The 16,598-nt window shown below is 47.6% G+C and carries 19 protein-coding genes; 6 read left to right on the forward strand and 13 right to left on the reverse strand.

Going from position 1 to position 16,598, the window contains the following annotated elements; genetic code table 11:
- Nucleotides 1-38 precede the first annotated feature (38 nt).
- Nucleotides 39-890: a GNAT family N-acetyltransferase gene (locus ICL07_RS10265; RefSeq protein ID WP_223151798.1), complete on the forward strand. Its 852-nt coding sequence runs from the start codon at nt 39-41 to the stop codon at nt 888-890.
- Nucleotides 891-997: 107 nt separating this feature from the next.
- Here the strand turns inward: ICL07_RS10265 and fabD are convergent, their stop codons facing one another.
- From fabD to ICL07_RS10280, 3 genes are all read right to left on the reverse strand, one after another.
- Nucleotides 998-1,888, reverse strand: coding sequence for an ACP S-malonyltransferase (fabD, locus tag ICL07_RS10270; RefSeq protein ID WP_188087814.1), 891 nt, complete (start codon nt 1,886-1,888; stop codon nt 998-1,000).
- A 173-nt stretch (nt 1,889-2,061) separates the two neighbouring features.
- Nucleotides 2,062-2,649 (reverse strand): GTP cyclohydrolase I FolE, encoded by a 588-nt coding sequence (gene folE / locus ICL07_RS10275; RefSeq protein WP_188087815.1) that lies wholly within the window; start codon nt 2,647-2,649, stop codon nt 2,062-2,064.
- Nucleotides 2,650-2,729: 80 nt separating this feature from the next.
- Nucleotides 2,730-3,143, reverse strand: a complete 414-nt coding sequence (locus ICL07_RS10280) for a 6-pyruvoyl trahydropterin synthase family protein (RefSeq protein ID WP_188087816.1) — start codon at nt 3,141-3,143, stop codon at nt 2,730-2,732.
- Nucleotides 3,144-3,257: 114 nt separating this feature from the next.
- On the opposite strand from ICL07_RS10280, the gene mqnB reads away from it, so the two are divergent.
- Nucleotides 3,258-3,944 (forward strand): futalosine hydrolase, encoded by a 687-nt coding sequence (gene mqnB / locus ICL07_RS10285; RefSeq protein WP_188087817.1) that lies wholly within the window; start codon nt 3,258-3,260, stop codon nt 3,942-3,944.
- A gap of 21 nt (nt 3,945-3,965) precedes the next feature.
- Nucleotides 3,966-4,775 carry a 1,4-dihydroxy-6-naphtoate synthase gene (locus tag ICL07_RS10290; RefSeq protein WP_188087818.1) on the forward strand — a complete coding sequence of 270 codons (810 nt, stop codon included), beginning with the start codon at nt 3,966-3,968 and terminating at the stop codon, nt 4,773-4,775.
- A gap of 150 nt (nt 4,776-4,925) precedes the next feature.
- Here ICL07_RS10290 and ICL07_RS10295 read toward each other — a convergent pair whose 3' ends face one another.
- From ICL07_RS10295 to ICL07_RS10340, 10 genes are all read right to left on the reverse strand, one after another.
- Nucleotides 4,926-6,245 carry a cryptochrome/photolyase family protein gene (locus ICL07_RS10295; RefSeq protein ID WP_188087819.1) on the reverse strand — a complete coding sequence of 440 codons (1,320 nt, stop codon included), beginning with the start codon at nt 6,243-6,245 and terminating at the stop codon, nt 4,926-4,928.
- Complete coding sequence (locus tag ICL07_RS10300; RefSeq protein WP_188087820.1) at nt 6,232-7,080, reverse strand: aminotransferase class IV; 849 nt, start codon at nt 7,078-7,080, stop codon at nt 6,232-6,234. The genes ICL07_RS10295 and ICL07_RS10300 overlap by 14 nt, the downstream gene beginning before the upstream one ends.
- Before the next feature lie 107 nt (nt 7,081-7,187).
- Nucleotides 7,188-8,567, reverse strand: coding sequence for a DUF5723 family protein (locus ICL07_RS10305; RefSeq protein WP_188087821.1), 1,380 nt, complete (start codon nt 8,565-8,567; stop codon nt 7,188-7,190).
- Between the two features lie 176 nt (nt 8,568-8,743).
- The gene (locus ICL07_RS10310) at nt 8,744-9,400 is read right to left on the reverse strand and encodes a 3-oxoacid CoA-transferase subunit B (RefSeq protein WP_188087822.1); all 657 of its coding nucleotides are present in this window, start codon (nt 9,398-9,400) and stop codon (nt 8,744-8,746) included.
- A 47-nt stretch (nt 9,401-9,447) separates the two neighbouring features.
- Entirely contained in the window at nt 9,448-10,140 is a 693-nt protein-coding gene (locus ICL07_RS10315; protein WP_188087823.1) for a CoA transferase subunit A, read from the reverse strand.
- 22 nt (nt 10,141-10,162) lie between these two features.
- Complete coding sequence (locus tag ICL07_RS10320) at nt 10,163-10,597, reverse strand: DUF4296 domain-containing protein (protein WP_223151799.1); 435 nt, start codon at nt 10,595-10,597, stop codon at nt 10,163-10,165.
- 87 nt (nt 10,598-10,684) lie between these two features.
- Nucleotides 10,685-11,611: a type IX secretion system protein PorD gene (gene porD, locus ICL07_RS10325; protein WP_188087825.1), complete on the reverse strand. Its 927-nt coding sequence runs from the start codon at nt 11,609-11,611 to the stop codon at nt 10,685-10,687.
- The gene (gene coaBC, locus ICL07_RS10330) at nt 11,604-12,830 is read right to left on the reverse strand and encodes a bifunctional phosphopantothenoylcysteine decarboxylase/phosphopantothenate--cysteine ligase CoaBC (protein WP_246485001.1); all 1,227 of its coding nucleotides are present in this window, start codon (nt 12,828-12,830) and stop codon (nt 11,604-11,606) included. The genes porD and coaBC overlap by 8 nt, the downstream gene beginning before the upstream one ends.
- Nucleotides 12,831-12,925: 95 nt before the next feature.
- Entirely contained in the window at nt 12,926-13,267 is a 342-nt protein-coding gene (locus ICL07_RS10335) for a DNA-directed RNA polymerase subunit omega (protein ID WP_188087826.1), read from the reverse strand.
- The gene (locus tag ICL07_RS10340) at nt 13,236-14,072 is read right to left on the reverse strand and encodes an outer membrane protein assembly factor BamD (protein ID WP_188087827.1); all 837 of its coding nucleotides are present in this window, start codon (nt 14,070-14,072) and stop codon (nt 13,236-13,238) included. The genes ICL07_RS10335 and ICL07_RS10340 overlap by 32 nt, the downstream gene beginning before the upstream one ends.
- Before the next feature lie 513 nt (nt 14,073-14,585).
- Here ICL07_RS10340 and mraZ point away from each other — a divergent pair.
- The 3 genes from mraZ (at nt 14,586) to ICL07_RS10355 (ending at nt 16,462) form a co-directional block, all read left to right on the forward strand.
- Entirely contained in the window at nt 14,586-15,053 is a 468-nt protein-coding gene (gene mraZ / locus ICL07_RS10345) for a division/cell wall cluster transcriptional repressor MraZ (RefSeq protein WP_169224148.1), read from the forward strand.
- 11 nt (nt 15,054-15,064) lie between these two features.
- The gene (rsmH, locus tag ICL07_RS10350; RefSeq protein WP_188087828.1) at nt 15,065-15,976 is read left to right on the forward strand and encodes a 16S rRNA (cytosine(1402)-N(4))-methyltransferase RsmH; all 912 of its coding nucleotides are present in this window, start codon (nt 15,065-15,067) and stop codon (nt 15,974-15,976) included.
- Between the two features lie 102 nt (nt 15,977-16,078).
- Complete coding sequence (locus ICL07_RS10355) at nt 16,079-16,462, forward strand: FtsL-like putative cell division protein (protein WP_343071002.1); 384 nt, start codon at nt 16,079-16,081, stop codon at nt 16,460-16,462.
- Nucleotides 16,463-16,598 lie beyond the last annotated feature (136 nt).

Here is a 16,598-nt window from a genome sequence, read left to right on the forward strand (position 1 = left end):
ATCAATCATTGTTAATATTGATGACATACATTTTTACCATGATTTTTCTTCACGATTTCAGGGACCTTCAGGGCCAATCCACGGAAACACTCGCTCATACGTTCAATGAAGCATTCAGTGACTATATTGTACCGATGCATCTTACCCCCTCCATCCTCGAAGTAAAGATGAAAGCGGAAAACCTCAGGCGGGAATGGTCTATGGGCGCCTTTAATGGTAATAGTCTGGGTGGTTTTGTATTACATGGCGTTAACCACGAACCTGATCCCACAGTACTGTACAATGGCGGTACCGGCGTAATCCCCGCTTATCGCGGACAACACCTGATACAGAAAATGTATCAGCATTTTATTCCGCATTACCAGGATAAAGGCATCCGGAAAATTTACCTGGAAGTGATCAGCTCCAACTTACCTGCCATCAAAGCCTATACGAACAGCGGCTTTCACAAAATGCGCATGTTCCACTGTTACAAAGGAACCGTAACCGTTCATACTACTACCCCGGGTATCAGCATCCGCGAAACCGATGCGCCGGAATGGGCTGTGTTAAGCACCTTCATGGATATGGAACCCAGCTGGAGCAATGCTGTAGCCAGCATAAAACGGGAATATCCGGCTACAGGCACCTGGGAAGCGGTACTGGACGGACAGGTAGTAGGTTATATCAGCATACACAAAGAAAGCAAACGAATCCGCAATATAGCAGTGCACCCGGATTTCCGCCGGCGCGGTATTGGCAGCACCTTACTGCAACATGTGTCCGGTATACTGGGTGGCCCGATGAGCATTATCAACATTGATGAAAAAAATCCGGAGATAGGCGCTTTCCTGGAAAAATCAGGGCTCCCGCATTATTTGTCGCAGTATGAAATGGCAATAGAGATGTAGGGATTTACGGATTTTTTGATTTACGAATTTAAAAATGCAGCGGAGATCACCATATATAACATGATCTCCGCTGCATTTTTAAATTCGTAAATCAAAAAATCCCTAAATCAATTAATCCCATTTACGGTTACTTCTTTCGCGATTTTCTGCACCAGTCCCTGCAACACTTTACCAGGACCAACTTCAGTGAATTCTGTTGCGCCGTCGGCTACCATGGCCAATACGGACTGGCTCCATTTTACCGGGCCGGTGAGCTGGTCAATCAGGTTTTGTTTGATCTGGGCTGCGTCGGTTACGGCAGCGGCTACCACGTTTTGATATACCGGGCAGCTGGGGGCGTTGAATACTGCTTTTTCGATAGCAGCTTTCAGTTCCTCCCGGGCAGGTTCCATCAGCGGAGAGTGGAAAGCGCCGCCTACAGGCAGGAGCATGGCTCTTTTAGCGCCGGCAGCTTTCAGTTCAGCGCAGGCTGTTTCAACGGCTTTAATAGTGCCGGAGATCACGAGCTGGCCAGGGCTGTTATAGTTGGCAGGTACCACCACTTCGTTGGTTTCAGCGGCTACCTTAGCACAAATTTCTTCTACTTTAGCATCTTCCATACCCAGGATTACCGCCATGGTGGAGGGTTGGTGTTCGCAGGCTTTCTGCATAGCGTTAGCCCTGATCGCTACCAGGCGAAGCGCTTCTTCAAAAGACAGTACCCCGTTGGCTACAAGGGCAGAAAATTCGCCCAGGGAGTGGCCGGCAACCATGGCTGGCTGAGAATGTTCGGTAGTCAGGAAAGCGATAACGGCATGCAGAAATACTGCAGGCTGCGTTACTTTGGTTTGTTTCAGGTCTTCTTCAGTACCGGTAAACATTACATCGGAGATACGGAATCCCAGGATTTCGTTGGCTTGCTCAAACAGTTCCTTTGCTTTGGCATTGGTGTCATACAGGTTTTTACCCATACCCGGAAATTGTGAGGCCTGGCCGGGGAATACATATGCATGCTTCATGATTGCTTATATTGTAGTGATTATATCAAATAAAAAATAATTCAAATATACAATCTATTAACGTTTAATAATGAATTATTGCAGGTGTTGCAAAACTGCATCAAAAAAGCATTAAAACAAAAAATGGTTTAACCGGTTAACGGTTAAACCATTTCTTTATAAGTCGTACTGACTTATTTATTAATCAGTTTCATGAACTCGCTCCGGGTGGTACCATCCTGGAACTGACCGCTGAAAGCGGAAGTGGTGGTAATGGAGTTCTGTTTGGATACGCCGCGCATCATCATACAGAGGTGTTGCGCTTCGATTACCACAGCTACCCCTTGCGGTTGCAGCGTTTCCTGGATGGCATCCAGGATTTGGTGGGTCATCCGTTCCTGCACCTGCAGCCGGCGGGCATATACGTCCACCACGCGGGCCAGTTTACTCAGGCCGGTAATATACCCGTTGGGAATGTACGCCACATGCGCTTTTCCGAAGAAAGGCAACATATGATGCTCACACATGGAATACAATTCTATATCTTTCACTATCACCATTTCACTATATGCCTCGGTGAACTTGGCGCCATTGAGGATTTCCCTGGCATCCATCTGATAACCCTGGGTCAGGAACTGCATAGCTTTCGCCATCCTTTCCGGGGTTTTCAGAAGCCCTTCCCTGTCGGCATCTTCGCCGAGCAGTTCCAGGCATTCTTTATAGTTCTTTACAAGACCGGACGTGATCTTTTCGTCGTAACTTTCAACCTTATTATACGCCATTCTTATATGATTTAGTCAATTCAAATGCTGGTCCCGCACCTGCCATGTTACACAAAGTCATACATTAGGCGAGGATAAAATCACTTACCGCCGTAATATTCTACGTATATGCGGGGGGTCTCATACAGCTTGATGCAATGAAGCTGTACTTCCGCAGGTAAGTGTTGGGAAAGCTGGTCCCAAATGGCGATCGCCAGGTTTTCGGCAGAAGTAAACTTACCCGCCATAAAATCCACGTCCATATTGAGGTTCCGATGGTCTACCTTTTCTATAACAGCATCCCTGATAATCACACCCAAAGTTTTGGCATTGAACACAAAGCCGGTTTCCGGATCGGGGTTACCCTTTACAGTTACATGTAATTCATAGTTATGACCATGCCAGTTAACATTGGCACATTTTCCGAATACTTCCTCGTTCTTTTCTTTGCTCCATGCCGGGTTAGATAACTTATGCGCTGCATTAAAGTTCTCTACTCGCGTTAAATAAATCATTATTGCAAAAAATTTTCGCAAAAATACCACTATCTCTGAGTAGTGCCAAGTTTATCCTGATTCCTGTCAATTGTTTTACACTGCCAGCGACCATTTTTGCCGTACTTTTACGGCATGAAATTATTGGTTACCGCTGCGACCATACTGGAAGTCCAGCCTTTTTTGCAATTCCTGGACCATGAAAGCCAAAAAGTATCTGCCCACCAATACCGCCTGGCCAATTGTGACATCCAAATACTCATTGCCGGCATCGGCATGATGCACTATGCCTACCATCTCGGGCGCTACCTGGCCACCCACCAGCCGGACATAGCCCTCCAGGCCGGTATAGCCGGTACTTTCCGCCGCGAATGGCCCCTGGGCTCCCTCGTAATAGTGGACCGCGAATACCTGGCCGACCTCGGCGCGGAAGATCAGGATCAGTTTAAAGATTTATTTGATATACACCTCTGGCAACCCTCCCAGCCTCCTTTTACAGGCAACGCCCTGGTGAATACCTTCAGCGGCCTGCCCTACCTCCCCGATCTGCCCAAAGCCACCAGCGTCAGTGTGAACATGGTCAGCGGCAACATCCCTACCATTACCCGGCTGGAAAGCAAGTACATGCCCGACGTGGAAAGCATGGAAGGCGCCGCCTTCCACTTCGCCTGCCTCTCGGAAAAAATACCCTTCCTGCAACTGCGCTGTATCTCCAACTATGTGGAAATACGCGACAAAAGTAAATGGAACATCCCCCTGGCCGTTAAACAGCTGAATGAAGAACTCATTTCAACTGTCAAAGCATTGGCGGGCTTATCTTAACAAATAAAATTTTCTAAGTATATGCACTTATCATTAGGTTTCTCACCATGCCCGAACGATACTTTTATCTTCGACGCCCTGGTTAATAACAAGATCGATACGCAAGGACTAACATTTGATACACAGCTGGAAGATGTGGAAACACTCAACCGCTGGGCGCTGGAGGGGAAACTGCCCATCACCAAACTGAGTTTTGCCGTATACCTGAAAGTAAAGGACAAATATGAACTGCTCAACAGCGGCAGCGCCCTGGGCCGCGGCTGCGGACCACTGCTCATCGCTAAAAGGGATATCCCGAAGGAAGAAATCAAAAACCTGAAAATAGCCATCCCCGGCGAAAATACCACCGCCAACCTGCTCTTTTCCATCGCTTTCCCGGAAGCGACCAATAAACAGGTAATGGTCTTCTCCGACATCGAAAATGCAGTACTCAACGGCGATGTGGACGCCGGCGTGATCATACACGAAAACCGCTTCACCTACCAGCTGAAAGGCCTGGTAAAACTCATGGACATGGGCGAGTACTGGGAATCTACTACCGGTAATCCTATTCCGTTAGGCGGGATCTTTATCCGTAAAGATATTCCCGCTGAAACACGCGCCCAGGTAGATGCGCTCATCCACCAAAGCCTGCAACACGCTTACAGTGAATATCCTCACCTGTCCGACTATATTAAATCACACGCGCAGGAAATGGATGAACAGGTGATGCGCCAGCATATCGATCTCTATGTGAATGATTTCAGCCTGGACCTTGGTAAGGAAGGCCACGCCGCGGTAGATGCCCTGATGACGGCGGCAGAGGAAGTGGTGGCTCGCAAAGGAGCATAAGATTATGTAATATATAAAGATCGCAAAGCGCGAAGATCAACATAGTATGATCTTCGCGCTTTGCTGTTTTATGTAGATGAACAATTGTAATCTTCACGCTTTGCGCTCTTAAAACAACAATAAATCTCTGCACGCTTTGCGGGAAAACACTCACCGGGCAAGTGCCTTACCATACACTTCCAGCGCCCGTTTCCGCGCCATCTCATGCTCTACCATCGGTTTCGGATAACTGAACTCATCTAACTCCGGTACCCATTGACGGATATAACGCAACTCTTTATCAAACTTCTGCGTTTGCAACGAAGGATTAAATACCCGGAAATAAGGGGCCGCATCACAGCCACAACCTGCTGCCCACTGCCAGTTGCCATTGTTGGATGCCAGATCATAATCCAGCAGCTTAGCGGCAAAATAGGCTTCTCCCCAACGCCAGTCGATCAACAAATGTTTGGTCAGAAAACTGGCGGTGATCATCCTCACCCGGTTATGCATAAAACCAGTGGCATTTAATTCCCGCATACCCGCATCTACAATGGGATAGCCGGTTTCCCCCTGACACCAGCGTTCAAATTCAGCGGCATTGTTCCGCCACGGAATACGATCATACTCCTGTTTAAAAGAGGCATGTTCCACTTTCGGGAAATGCCATAATATCATCTGGAAAAACTCCCGCCAGATCAGCTCCTTCAGGAAGGTAGCATTATCATCGAGGGCCTTTTTTACCAACTCACGGATGCTGATTGTTCCAAACCGCAAATGTACGCCCAGGCGGGAAGTACCCTGTATCGCAGGTATATCACGGGTTTGATCATACCGGGTAATAATTTTTTCCGGAAAGCCGGCTGCAGGAAAAGTCGTTTTAACCGCTGTAAATCCCAGTGTTTTCAACGAAGGTATTTTCAGTGGTTCCTGCTGATACCAATACTTCGCATACCTTTCCACCGGGTAGGATTTATAATGAAACGGCTGCAGGGTAGCCAGCCATCTTTTACTGTAAGGCGTAAATATCGTATATGGGTCACCGTTATCTTTCAACACTTCATTCTTTTCAAAGATAACCTGGTCTTTGTAAGCATGAAAGTTTATGCCTTTGTCCTTCAAAAGTGCGGCTATAGCGGTATCACGCTGACGGGCATACGGTTCGTAATCATGATTGGTAAATACCGCGCCCACGGTGTAGCGGGTGGTCCAATGTTCAAACGCAGCTTCCGGTGCGCCATGGAAAACATCCAGCGTGGCGCCCATAGCAGTGAGTTGCTGCTGCATAGTTTCCAGCGCCTGGTGAATAAAACACACGCGTCGATCTGCTTTATCTTCCAGGTCATCCAGTATATGCGTATCGAATACAAACACCGGCACCACCGGTTGGCCCGCTTTCAGTGCATGATATAAAGCGGCCTGGTCGTGCAGCCGGAGGTCCCGCCGCAGCCAGCAGAGATTAACAACTGGTTTTGTGTTATACTTTACCATCAAACAATACTTCGTGTAAAATAGCAGCAGTGGCGTTACCATAGCTGTTGTCACGGAAATGGCCCACCCATCGGATACCCTGTATCGCATTCGTCAGAAATATTTCATCTGCGTTTTCCAGGTCCTCTATGGTCAGTGGTTTTTCTTCCATCTTAAAAGGTAGCTCTGATCTTAACAGGTGTTTGCGCATCACGCCACATACACCGCCCTCTGAAAGTGGTGGTGTGTAAATGGTTTTCCGATGTACGATAAAAACACTCGCGATGGTACTGTCTGCCACGCGGCCATACTGATTGAGCAGCAGCACTTCGTTGAGCCCGTGTTGTTTGCCATATATGGCGCCCATCACATAAGGAAGACAGTTATTGGATTTAATGGGAGAGAATTTGTCGCTGGTTTTACGCGCATCCGGGAAAACATCCAGTACCAGTCCGTTTTCATTTAGCCCCAGTATGGAGCTGTTCAATTCCCAGGTCTGAATAACATAATTGAACATATTGCTATACGGTTCGTATAGCCCTCCATCTACGCGGAATACGGTGAACCTTACCCTGGCCATATTAGTCAGGTTATTTTTATGACACAGATCTGCTATCTGCCGGAGAAAATAGGCTTTCGTAAAATGTGCAGGGATATCAAAATGCAATAAGTTTAGACTGGCAAGCAGGCGCTCAAAATGCAGGTCGCCCAACACGACTTCTCCCTGGTGTACCCGCATCGTTTCAAAGCAGCCATCACCATAGCGGAATGCGCGGTTATCAGCCGTTAGGATTGGGTCTCCGGCAGGAAAAAATTTACCATTGTAACTGAGAAAACCAACTTGCACCTCAAACATCGTTTAGCAAGTTGTAAGTTACCCAATTATTTTGTCATTTCATCGATCTCCTTTCGTGGGATTTACCGTGCCATAGCGGTAAATCCCACGAAAAGAAAACGTTAAATTTATTTACGGAGACCACCGAAACGAACACCGATGAAACCATCTACCTGGTGAGAGCCGCCCATTAGTGCACTCAATACGCTACCGGAACCGAAAAATACGGGACCTACCCGAAAACTGGCGCCTGCATTGAATTTAGTCAGTCCATTATAGCTCAACGGCATAAAGAACCCGAAAATACGGCCATCATAACGCGGCGTTACAGCGAAACCACTGTAATACTGCGCGTTAAATGGTTTTGTTTTACCAGAGGCCAGTGCCAGCTGCACTTCCAGGTTGACGAAGAAATCTTTATGGATATGATAATCGCCGGTTAGCTGCAGCGTGGTTGGCAAACTGATCGAATAATTGGCGGCAGCGTTGTGCTGATCTGCTTTAAAATATTGCGGGTATTTACCCAGTTCCCTTTTGTAGTTGTCGAGGTCCACACCATTGAGGTTGCTCAGATAAAACTGTTGACCGGCGGGAATATTGATACCGAAGGAACCGCTGCGGGTAACATCGCGCTCGTAGCGGATTTTGCCGGCGTCGAGGAGCGCCAGGCCGGCGCGGAACTTATAACCTTTTTGAGCAGATGCCGGTCTGTATTCATACACTACGCCCAGATCGGCACCAAAGCCGCGGCCATGTGTTTTAGCCGCATCTTCTGCCTGAAAATCGGAGAGGTTCACCCCTGCGAAGTTCATACCGATCTCACCGGAAGCATTGGTCAGATAAGTATCTTGTTTGCCTTCATCAATACCCATGGTGCCTTTCAGCTGGTTGATGTTGATGCTGGCATTACCGGCGCCCGCCAGGTATTTCAGGGTTATGCCGGCTTTCAGGTAGTGCGGTCCTACGGTAATCACTTCCCGGGCTGCAGACACATTGAACTCTGACCACGCATTTAATGCAATGCGCATGTTGTCGTTGGAATTGATAGTGTACGGGAAAGAGGAACGGTCCATACTGCTAAAATCGTTCATGATTTTGTCGGCCAGTTTACCGTCCAGGTCAGTTACGTTTACCATTACACGGGCGCGGGCGCCTACAGCAAAGGACCATTTTTTTACACTGAACATTACGGTGGGAACGGTAGCCGATACGTTCAGCAACGCGCGGGTAAGCCCTTTGCTCTGTCCAAACAGCTGTGATTTGATAGTGTCCTCTCCAAAGGCGCTGCCCACATTTCCCAGCTTGTATTTCAGCTGATTGTTGCCTACGCCGGCGTTGACGGAAAACAGGTTCACATCCCAACGGTAACGATTATCCGCAATATTGGCGGGGTTGCTGTATACGCTGGTGGCCCCGGCATAGCTGCTGGTACGGAAGCCGGCATAATCCTGGGCATACAGGGACAGTGTACTGCATGACAGTAGCAGGAAAGTAGAAATTCTCTTCATAGGTATTTATTGGATCAAGGTATAGATGACAGTTCTTAACGTGCTTTCGGGATGCAAGAATATAGATATTAAATTAAAAATACAAGTATAAAAAAGCCTCACCTGATAAGTTATCAAGTGAGGTTGTTTATTTTTAGATTTATTTATTTTGATATTTATTGGTGATGCGGGACTGTCTACAGTTTTACGGTGGGTATATCGCCATCTACAATTAACCGGCCGGCTGTTTTGGCTTTAATTTCTTCCACCGTCACATCCGGCGCGCGTTCCAGCAAGCGGAATCCGTCAGGTGTTACTTCGAGTACAGCGAGGTCTGTAACGATTTTTTTCACACAGTTAACACCGGTGAGGGGCAATGAACAGGCAGGCAACAGTTTGCTTTCGCCTTTAGGATTGGTATGCATCATGGCCACAATAATATTTTTGGCCGAAGCAACCAGGTCCATGGCACCGCCCATGCCTTTCACCATTTTACCGGGTATTTTCCAGTTGGCGATATCTCCTTTATCGGATACTTCCATGGCGCCGAGTACGGTCAGATCTACCTTGCCCGCACGGATCATACCGAAACTTTCGGCAGAATCGAAGAAGCTGCCACCGGGGAGAATTGTTACCGTTTCCTTGCCCGCATTAATGAGATCTGCGTCGATATCTTCTGCAGCCGGATAAGGGCCCATGCCGAGCATACCATTTTCGGACTGCAGCATAATAGAAATACCGGCAGGAATGTAATTGGCTACCAGCGTGGGAATACCGATACCCAGGTTCACATACATACCATCTTTTAATTCCTGTGCTATTCTTTTGGCAATACCAAATTTATCGAGAGGCATAACATACTGATTTTGGAAAGTGGAATAATGACGTGCAAGCGTTACCGTTACATCTTTACGGTCCTGCGTTCTATCCGTTTTTCATAGTTGGCGCCCGCGAAGATGCGGTGCACATAAATACCCGGCACATGGATCTGGTCAGGGTCCAGCTCTCCTGGCTGCACCAGGTGCTCTACCTCAGCAATGGTAATGGTACCGGCTTTAGCCATAGAGGTACTGAAATTGCGGGTTGTTTTACGGAATACCAGGTTGCCCTGGGTATCGCCTTTCCAGGCTTTTACAATAGCAAAATCGGCATGCAATGCCATCTCCATGAGATAATGTTTGCCGTTGAATTCGCGGGTTTCCTTACCGGCGGCTACTTCAGTGCCATAACCGGCAGGGGTGAAGAAAGCGGGGATACCCATACCGGCCATCTGGATACGGGTGGCCAGGGTACCTTGTGGAATGAGGTCTACTTCCAGCTCACCGGCCAGCAGTTGTCTTTCAAATTCGGCGTTTTCCCCTACATAGGAAGACATCATCTTGCGGATCTGACGGGTTTTCAACAACAGGCCTAATCCGAAGTCATCCACGCCGGCATTATTGGAAATACAGGTCAGGTCCTTCACTCCTGTTTTTACCAGCGCCGCGATACAGTTTTCCGGTATACCACTTAAACCAAACCCTCCCAGCATTACCACCGCGCCGTCCCGGATGTCCTGTACAGCTTCATCTGCATTTGCTAATACTTTGTTCATGTTTTGGTGTTTTATATTGATCTTATGGCTGTCTCTTGATAAAGGGGCGTACCGTATCGGAAGTATGCAACAGGATGGCTTTGTCGGCATAAGGGAAAAGCCCTTTCAGACGGAACATGACCGGTGCGTTTTCATCCACCGGGTTGCCCAGTTTATTTTTTCTGTTGGCGATATCGGCCTGCACTTTTTCAAACACTTCTTTCATACGGTCCGGGTGGCTTTCATACCAGTTATAGCTGGCCATAAAGTCTTTCACGGACACTTTGTGCAGGTCCAGTATCTGTTTGTAGTAGATCTTTACTTTTTCCTGTCTGACAGAATCCGGCATAGGCGCTGTCATCGCGCTCACTTCGTTACCATAGGCATCCGCCATGGTCATATCTGCCAGGATCTTACTCATCTTGTCCTTCTGGAGATACTCCTTGGGAACAGCGGTCGGGTCACTACAAGCTGCCATCAAAAATAAAAATCCTGTTACGAGCGCTTTAATTCGATTATTCATTCTTTTTCTAAAAATTATTGGGACCGGCATATTATCCGGCAATTATTTCATCTGCTGATATTTCTGTGCATTGGGCACATCCATCTGCGCCAGCAATTCAGCTGCTCTGCTCTTCTCCTGTGGCATGGCCTTGGAAAATATCTTCTGCAGTTCATCGGCTTTAGCGGCATAAAATGTCTGCAACAGCATAGAGTTGGGTATGTCCTGATGAATGGCATACAACAGGTTGAGGCAGTTCATGATGGCCGCACGGCCTCTGTTCACATCTTCATACATCACATCCAGTCCGTTGCGGTGGTACTGGTACATCACATCATGGAAGTTGAGGAACTTGGCATTCAACAGGTTGTCTTCCAGCCAGTAACGGTTACGGTTACCCTCAAATGCCTTCCATCCGGAGATGTCTTTGCCATCGGGCGCATTATTGACAATATTCAGCGCTTTTTTGAAATAGGCATCGCCGCCCCGGGGAGAGAAGGAGTCGTAGTCCAGTCCCAGGATGATATTCACATAATAAGCCATGATGGCAGTCAGATTGGAGGCCATGGGATCGTTGCCCACCACGCGGGTATCGCTGAATTCCAGCGGTTGAAACTCCGCATAACGGAACACCACGTTGTTATCCTGTGTATTGAGCAGGCTGGTGACATAGCTGCTGTTATACACCGGGCGGGTAGCCTGAATGGTGAGGGAAGCCTTATAGCTGTTTTCCCCGGTAACGCCGGTCACGTTGAGCAGGAAATTACATTCGATTCTTTCTGCCGGAGTGAAGGCATCATCCGTCCAGTGGCGGTTATTCAGAAATTCCTTGAGGGCAGTTTGCAGGGTGGTAAATACTTTCCGGTCTACCCCCTGTATCTGGTTGGCCACTACGGTCACATTAGCCCTGATCTCCTGCGCCTGCAGGCAGTCGGCCATGAAAACGAATACGCCTGCCAGCAGCAGGGTGAACGGGAAACGGTTACGCATGTTGTTGTAGTTCTATAATGGCAGAAACAATATCCCTGGCTACTTCCAGTTTGGATTTGAGGGGGATGTCACGTTCTTTTCCCCTGTTATCGAACAGGGTTACTTTATTGGTATCGTGGTTAAATCCGGCGCCCGGATCGGCGAGGGAGTTCATCACGATCATATCCAGGTGTTTGTCGCGCAGTTTTTTCAGCGCATACTCCCTTTCGTTGTTGGTTTCCAGGGAGAAGCCTACCAGCAGTTGCTGCGGCCCTTTATTATTACCCAGGGTGCGGAGGATATCATGTGTTTTTTCCAGGGAGATGCTGAACTTATCCTCTCCTTTTTTGATTTTTTTGTCTGCCACCTGTGCCGGGCGGTAGTCTGCCACCGCTGCGGCGGCCACCACGATATCGGATAGCGGGTATACCGCCAGCACGCTGCGGAACATATCATCCGCCGATTGTACGGGGATGACTTCGATACCGCTGTGATGGGTGGTGAGGTTGGTAGGTCCCAGCACCAGTTTCACCTGGGCGCCGGCATCGGCCAGGGCTTCCGCGATAGCGATGCCCATTTTACCGCTGGAGTGGTTGCTGATATATCTTACCGGGTCAATATGTTCGATCGTAGGACCAGCAGTGACCACGGCGATTTTACCGCTGAGTGGTTTACGGGCTCCCGCAGCCTGACTGAAATAGCGGCGCAGCAGGGTTACCATGTTTTCCGGTTCCGCCATGCGGCCTTCTCCTACGAGGCCACTGGCCAGTTCGCCGGCAGCTACCGGGATCTGTTGGTGACCGTATTGCTGGAGACGGGCTACATTGGCGCGGGTAGCAGGATGTTTCCACATGTCTTCATCCATGGCGGGCGCGTAGAATACCGGGCAGGTAGCCGACAGGTAGGTGGCCAGCAACAGGTTATCACACAGGCCGTTGGCCATTTTAGCGATGGTATTGGCAGAAGCCGGGGCAATCAGCATGACGTCGGCCCATCGGCCCAGCATCACGTGGTTGTTCCAGCTGTTATGGTCGCTGATATGTAGTGGTACTTCGTTTTTGGACAGGGTAGCGAGGGTGAGGGGCGTGATAAAGTCGGCCGCCGCAGGAGTCATGATAATTTTAACAATGGCTCCTTCCTTCACGAGCAGGCGGGTGAGGGTAGCGGCTTTATAGGCAGCGATGCTGCCGGACACGCCCAGCAGGATTTTCTTTCCTTGTAGCATTTTAATATCGTCCATAGATATAAAAAAAGCGGCAGAATGTATTCTGCCGCCATGAAATTAATATTTTTATTTTTCGCAATCACGCACCTCACAAAATAATGTGTGGCGGATTAGCTGAACAGGTCGTCGTCGTTCTTGCGGAAATAAATTTTGCTGTCCAGGAATTCCTGGGTAGCCTGGATCGCAGGATTCGCCAGCCTTTCATAAAAGCGGGAAATCTCAATCTGTTCTTTGTTTTCGTGTACTTCTTCGAGGTTGTCGGTATGGCTGGCAAACTCTTCCAGCTTGGAATGGAGCTCCTCTTTCACGGAAATATTGATCTGATTGGCGCGTTTGGCTATCACGGCAATAGACTCATATAAATTACCGGTCCGGTTCTTAATATCGGTAGTATTTTTGGTTTCTACCCAGGGATTAAGACTACTGGTTAGACTTCTCTTTATTTTGCTCATTTTCCAGTGATTTAATGTTGTTTTGCGCTAAGGTATAAAATTTTTCGGCATCCGCCTTCAATTTGCTGTTGGGGTAATGGTCCTGAAAGTCCATATATTCCGTTACCACTGTTTCGTAGCGTTCCTTCTGTTTTTCTTCGATGCTGTTCTTCGCGTAATTATAGTAGGCACGGATCGCCATTATCTTGTAGCCGTCGCTTTTATCGGAGTCGGGGTAGTTGCGCATCAGGTTTTTGAAGGCAATACCGGCCGCTTTATAAAAGCCCAGGTTATAATACAGTTCAGCACTGTTAAATTCCTTTTTTTCCAGTTTTCTCCGGCAGAGTTCGATTACCAGGTTGGCTTCCGGTACTTTTTCCGCCTGGGGGTAGTTGTTGATGAAGGTTTGCATCTGGGCAATGGCCTTCATGGTATTGGTTTGATCCAGGGATACCTTGGGCGACTGCTTATAATAGCAATAGGCCTGCATATAGTCAATTTCCACCGCTCTGGGGCTGTTGGGGAATACGTCGAGGTAGTTTTTGAAATGGAAAGCTGCCTGAACATAATCCTTCACATAGTAGGAACAGTATGCGTAGTTGTAATACAGCCCTTCAAACTTTTCCGTGCCTTTATACACCTGTAAAAGGTCCTGGTAAAGCGTTTGAGCCGTATTGTATTTTTTCTTCTGATACAATTTGTCAGCATACGCCAGCTTCTTCTCGAAGTTGTTGCTTTTTTCGATCCGCCTCAGTTCATTGTTACAAGAGGTAGCAGCGACCACGATCAGCGCAAGAAGGGTGCTATACAATAAAAATTTCCGCATAAAAGAGTGGCAAAATTAAGAATTAAATGTAAATGTAAGGCGAAGAGATTTTCATTGCTGTTAAAATTTTGCAAAAGAGGCCGTTAAATCGCTGAAACCGGGCTTTTTACCGAAGAAATGATTCCTTTTGCCGCTTACCTGCCGAAAATAAAAAACCGTTTGAAACTGTCAAAAAAATATCCGCGGAAAAGCGTCAAATTAAATTTTACCCCTATTTGTAAAAACGGTTCTGCTCCCTTCAGGTGAAAAATAAGTGCAGTTATTTTAGTGCCCGCTATGGCAGACTGGTTGGGTTTCTAACACATTATGAACATGATATTAACATCAATACACAGCTTATCCACACAATTCCGTCTCCGTCGGGCCCAAAGGGTGCATAAACCGGGGCCAATCCCTGTCCGATAACGGATATGCTCTTGTGGAAAAAATTTATAAAGTATTTTTTCGTTAAAAAGTGGGAAAAAGTGTTATTTTGTGTTAGAAAATGGTTTTTCAAGTACTTTGCCCCATGGTATGACAGGTTTTCTAGGCGAATATGAGGCTACGCTGGACGCAAAAGGACGTTTTCTGTTACCTGCCGGATTCAAAAAGCAGGTGTCAGAAGCCGCCGGGGGACAGTTTGTCATCAATAGAGGCTTTGAAAAATGTTTGTCATTGTATCCCATGAACGAGTGGCAACCCATTTTCGAACGTATCAGCAAGCTGAACGATTTCGACCCGAAAGTGCGGGAATTTAGGCGCTACTTCCTCAATGGAGCCACCATTCTGGAACTGGATAGTGCAGGAAGACTGCTGGTACCGAAAAACCTGCTGTCGTACGCAAACATGGAAAAAGACATTGTGCTGGCAGCAGCATCCAATAAAATCGAGATCTGGGATAAAGGTAAATACCAGGAGTTCTTTGAAAATTTCTCACCAGGGGCCTTCAGTGATCTGGCTCAACAGGTAATGGGAGGAGGAGACAACAATATTTCAATTTAAACTGGAGCAATATGGGCGAACAACAATATCACCTACCCGTTCTGCTGCAGGAGACAACGGAGCTGTTACATATTAACCCCGAAGGGACCTATGTGGACGCTACGTTCGGAGGCGGAGGACATTCCCGGGCCATACTGGAGAAACTGGGCGAAAAAGGACGACTGATTGTATTTGATCAGGACGAGGATGCATACCGTAACCGGATTATCGATGATCGTGTAACATTTGTACAACAAAATTTCCGGCACCTGCACCGCTTCCTGAAATTACACAAAGCGGATCAGGTAGACGGCATACTGGCCGATCTGGGCGTGTCTTCACACCAGTTCGATACTGCTGAAAGAGGTTTCAGTATCCGGTTCAACGGAGACCTGGACATGCGGATGGATACCCGGACTACCCTCACTGCGGCCCAAATTCTGGCCACCTGGGGCGAAGCCCGGTTACAACTCATCTTCCAGGAATATGGAGAAGTGACCAACGCCAAAACCCTGGCGCAAACCATTGTACGGCAAAGAAAAACACACCCCATGCGCACCATCACGGAATTCAAATCCGTGATTCAGCCCATCGTAAAAGGCAACCCGCAGAAATACCTCGCACAGGTATTCCAGGCGTTAAGAATCGCCGTCAACGATGAACTGGGCGCTCTAAAAGATTTACTGACGCAATCCGCCAATGCACTGAAACCAGGCGGAAGGCTCGCCATCATCACCTTCCACTCGCTGGAAGACAGGCTGGTAAAGAATTTTATGAAGACAGGCAGTTTCGAGGAAGCACCGGAAGATCCGTTTGGAAAGGAAACACCCCCTAAATTGTTCAGATTAATCACAAAAAAACCGGCAACCGCCAGCGATGCAGAATTAAAGCTTAACAGCAGATCGAGAAGCGCAAAACTGCGGGTGGCCGAAAAATTAGCATGATAACGCCCACGCTTTATCATCCTCTCCTATCCTATCCTATACACATCTGTTGTGATTTGCTTTTCAATTTTATATTGTCAATTTATTAAAAAGGCATAACGCGTGTTGCAGGAAGAAGTTATAGAAACAAACCAGGAAGAACCTACCGTCACGGAAAACATACCACCGGTAAAAGAACCGAAAAAGGAATGGCGGTTGCGTATCAACTACAGAGCGTTGGTACAAAACCTCCCCTATATCGGGTTTCTGGCCGTTCTTGCCCTGATCTATATCGCTAATAGTCACCTCGCTGAAAAAAAAATACGCCGCATTAATCAGCTTGGCAAAGAAATAAAAGAGCTCAAGTGGGAATATATCAATGTGAAGAGTGAGCTCATGTTTCGCAGTAAAATGAGTGAAGTGAGCAAATCTGTGGAACAACTGGGCCTCAAACAACTCAGTTCCCCCCCGCAAAAAATTGTGCTGAAAAAAGAAAATGAAAAATGACATGAATAACTGATACCTGGTGCTGCCCGCCCGAAAATATTACTGGACGGGGATGCTGGTAAAAAATGGCAAGCATCTCAATATAAAAATAGCAGCCAGCGTCAGGTATCATTTTATAGCTTATAGCGCCGCTTAA

The sequence above is a fragment of the Chitinophaga qingshengii genome (assembly GCF_014529935.1).
GTDB classification, from domain to species: domain Bacteria; phylum Bacteroidota; class Bacteroidia; order Chitinophagales; family Chitinophagaceae; genus Chitinophaga; species Chitinophaga qingshengii.

What these genes read in the sequence shown, in the direction of transcription:
- ICL07_RS10265 (WP_223151798.1), top strand. Translation starts at nt 39, where the DNA reads ATGATTTTTCTTCACGATTTCAGGGACCTTCAGGGCCAATCCACGGAA.
- fabD (WP_188087814.1), bottom strand. Translation starts at nt 1,888, where the DNA reads ATGAAGCATGCATATGTATTCCCCGGCCAGGCCTCACAATTTCCGGGT.
- folE (WP_188087815.1), bottom strand. Translation starts at nt 2,649, where the DNA reads ATGGCGTATAATAAGGTTGAAAGTTACGACGAAAAGATCACGTCCGGT.
- ICL07_RS10280 (WP_188087816.1), bottom strand. Translation starts at nt 3,143, where the DNA reads ATGATTTATTTAACGCGAGTAGAGAACTTTAATGCAGCGCATAAGTTA.
- mqnB (WP_188087817.1), top strand. Translation starts at nt 3,258, where the DNA reads ATGAAATTATTGGTTACCGCTGCGACCATACTGGAAGTCCAGCCTTTT.
- ICL07_RS10290 (WP_188087818.1), top strand. Translation starts at nt 3,966, where the DNA reads ATGCACTTATCATTAGGTTTCTCACCATGCCCGAACGATACTTTTATC.
- ICL07_RS10295 (WP_188087819.1), bottom strand. Translation starts at nt 6,245, where the DNA reads ATGGTAAAGTATAACACAAAACCAGTTGTTAATCTCTGCTGGCTGCGG.
- ICL07_RS10300 (WP_188087820.1), bottom strand. Translation starts at nt 7,080, where the DNA reads ATGTTTGAGGTGCAAGTTGGTTTTCTCAGTTACAATGGTAAATTTTTT.
- ICL07_RS10305 (WP_188087821.1), bottom strand. Translation starts at nt 8,567, where the DNA reads ATGAAGAGAATTTCTACTTTCCTGCTACTGTCATGCAGTACACTGTCC.
- ICL07_RS10310 (WP_188087822.1), bottom strand. Translation starts at nt 9,400, where the DNA reads ATGCCTCTCGATAAATTTGGTATTGCCAAAAGAATAGCACAGGAATTA.
- ICL07_RS10315 (WP_188087823.1), bottom strand. Translation starts at nt 10,140, where the DNA reads ATGAACAAAGTATTAGCAAATGCAGATGAAGCTGTACAGGACATCCGG.
- ICL07_RS10320 (WP_223151799.1), bottom strand. Translation starts at nt 10,597, where the DNA reads ATGGCAGCTTGTAGTGACCCGACCGCTGTTCCCAAGGAGTATCTCCAG.
- porD (WP_188087825.1), bottom strand. Translation starts at nt 11,611, where the DNA reads ATGCGTAACCGTTTCCCGTTCACCCTGCTGCTGGCAGGCGTATTCGTT.
- coaBC (WP_246485001.1), bottom strand. Translation starts at nt 12,830, where the DNA reads ATGGACGATATTAAAATGCTACAAGGAAAGAAAATCCTGCTGGGCGTG.
- ICL07_RS10335 (WP_188087826.1), bottom strand. Translation starts at nt 13,267, where the DNA reads ATGAGCAAAATAAAGAGAAGTCTAACCAGTAGTCTTAATCCCTGGGTA.
- ICL07_RS10340 (WP_188087827.1), bottom strand. Translation starts at nt 14,072, where the DNA reads ATGCGGAAATTTTTATTGTATAGCACCCTTCTTGCGCTGATCGTGGTC.
- mraZ (WP_169224148.1), top strand. Translation starts at nt 14,586, where the DNA reads ATGACAGGTTTTCTAGGCGAATATGAGGCTACGCTGGACGCAAAAGGA.
- rsmH (WP_188087828.1), top strand. Translation starts at nt 15,065, where the DNA reads ATGGGCGAACAACAATATCACCTACCCGTTCTGCTGCAGGAGACAACG.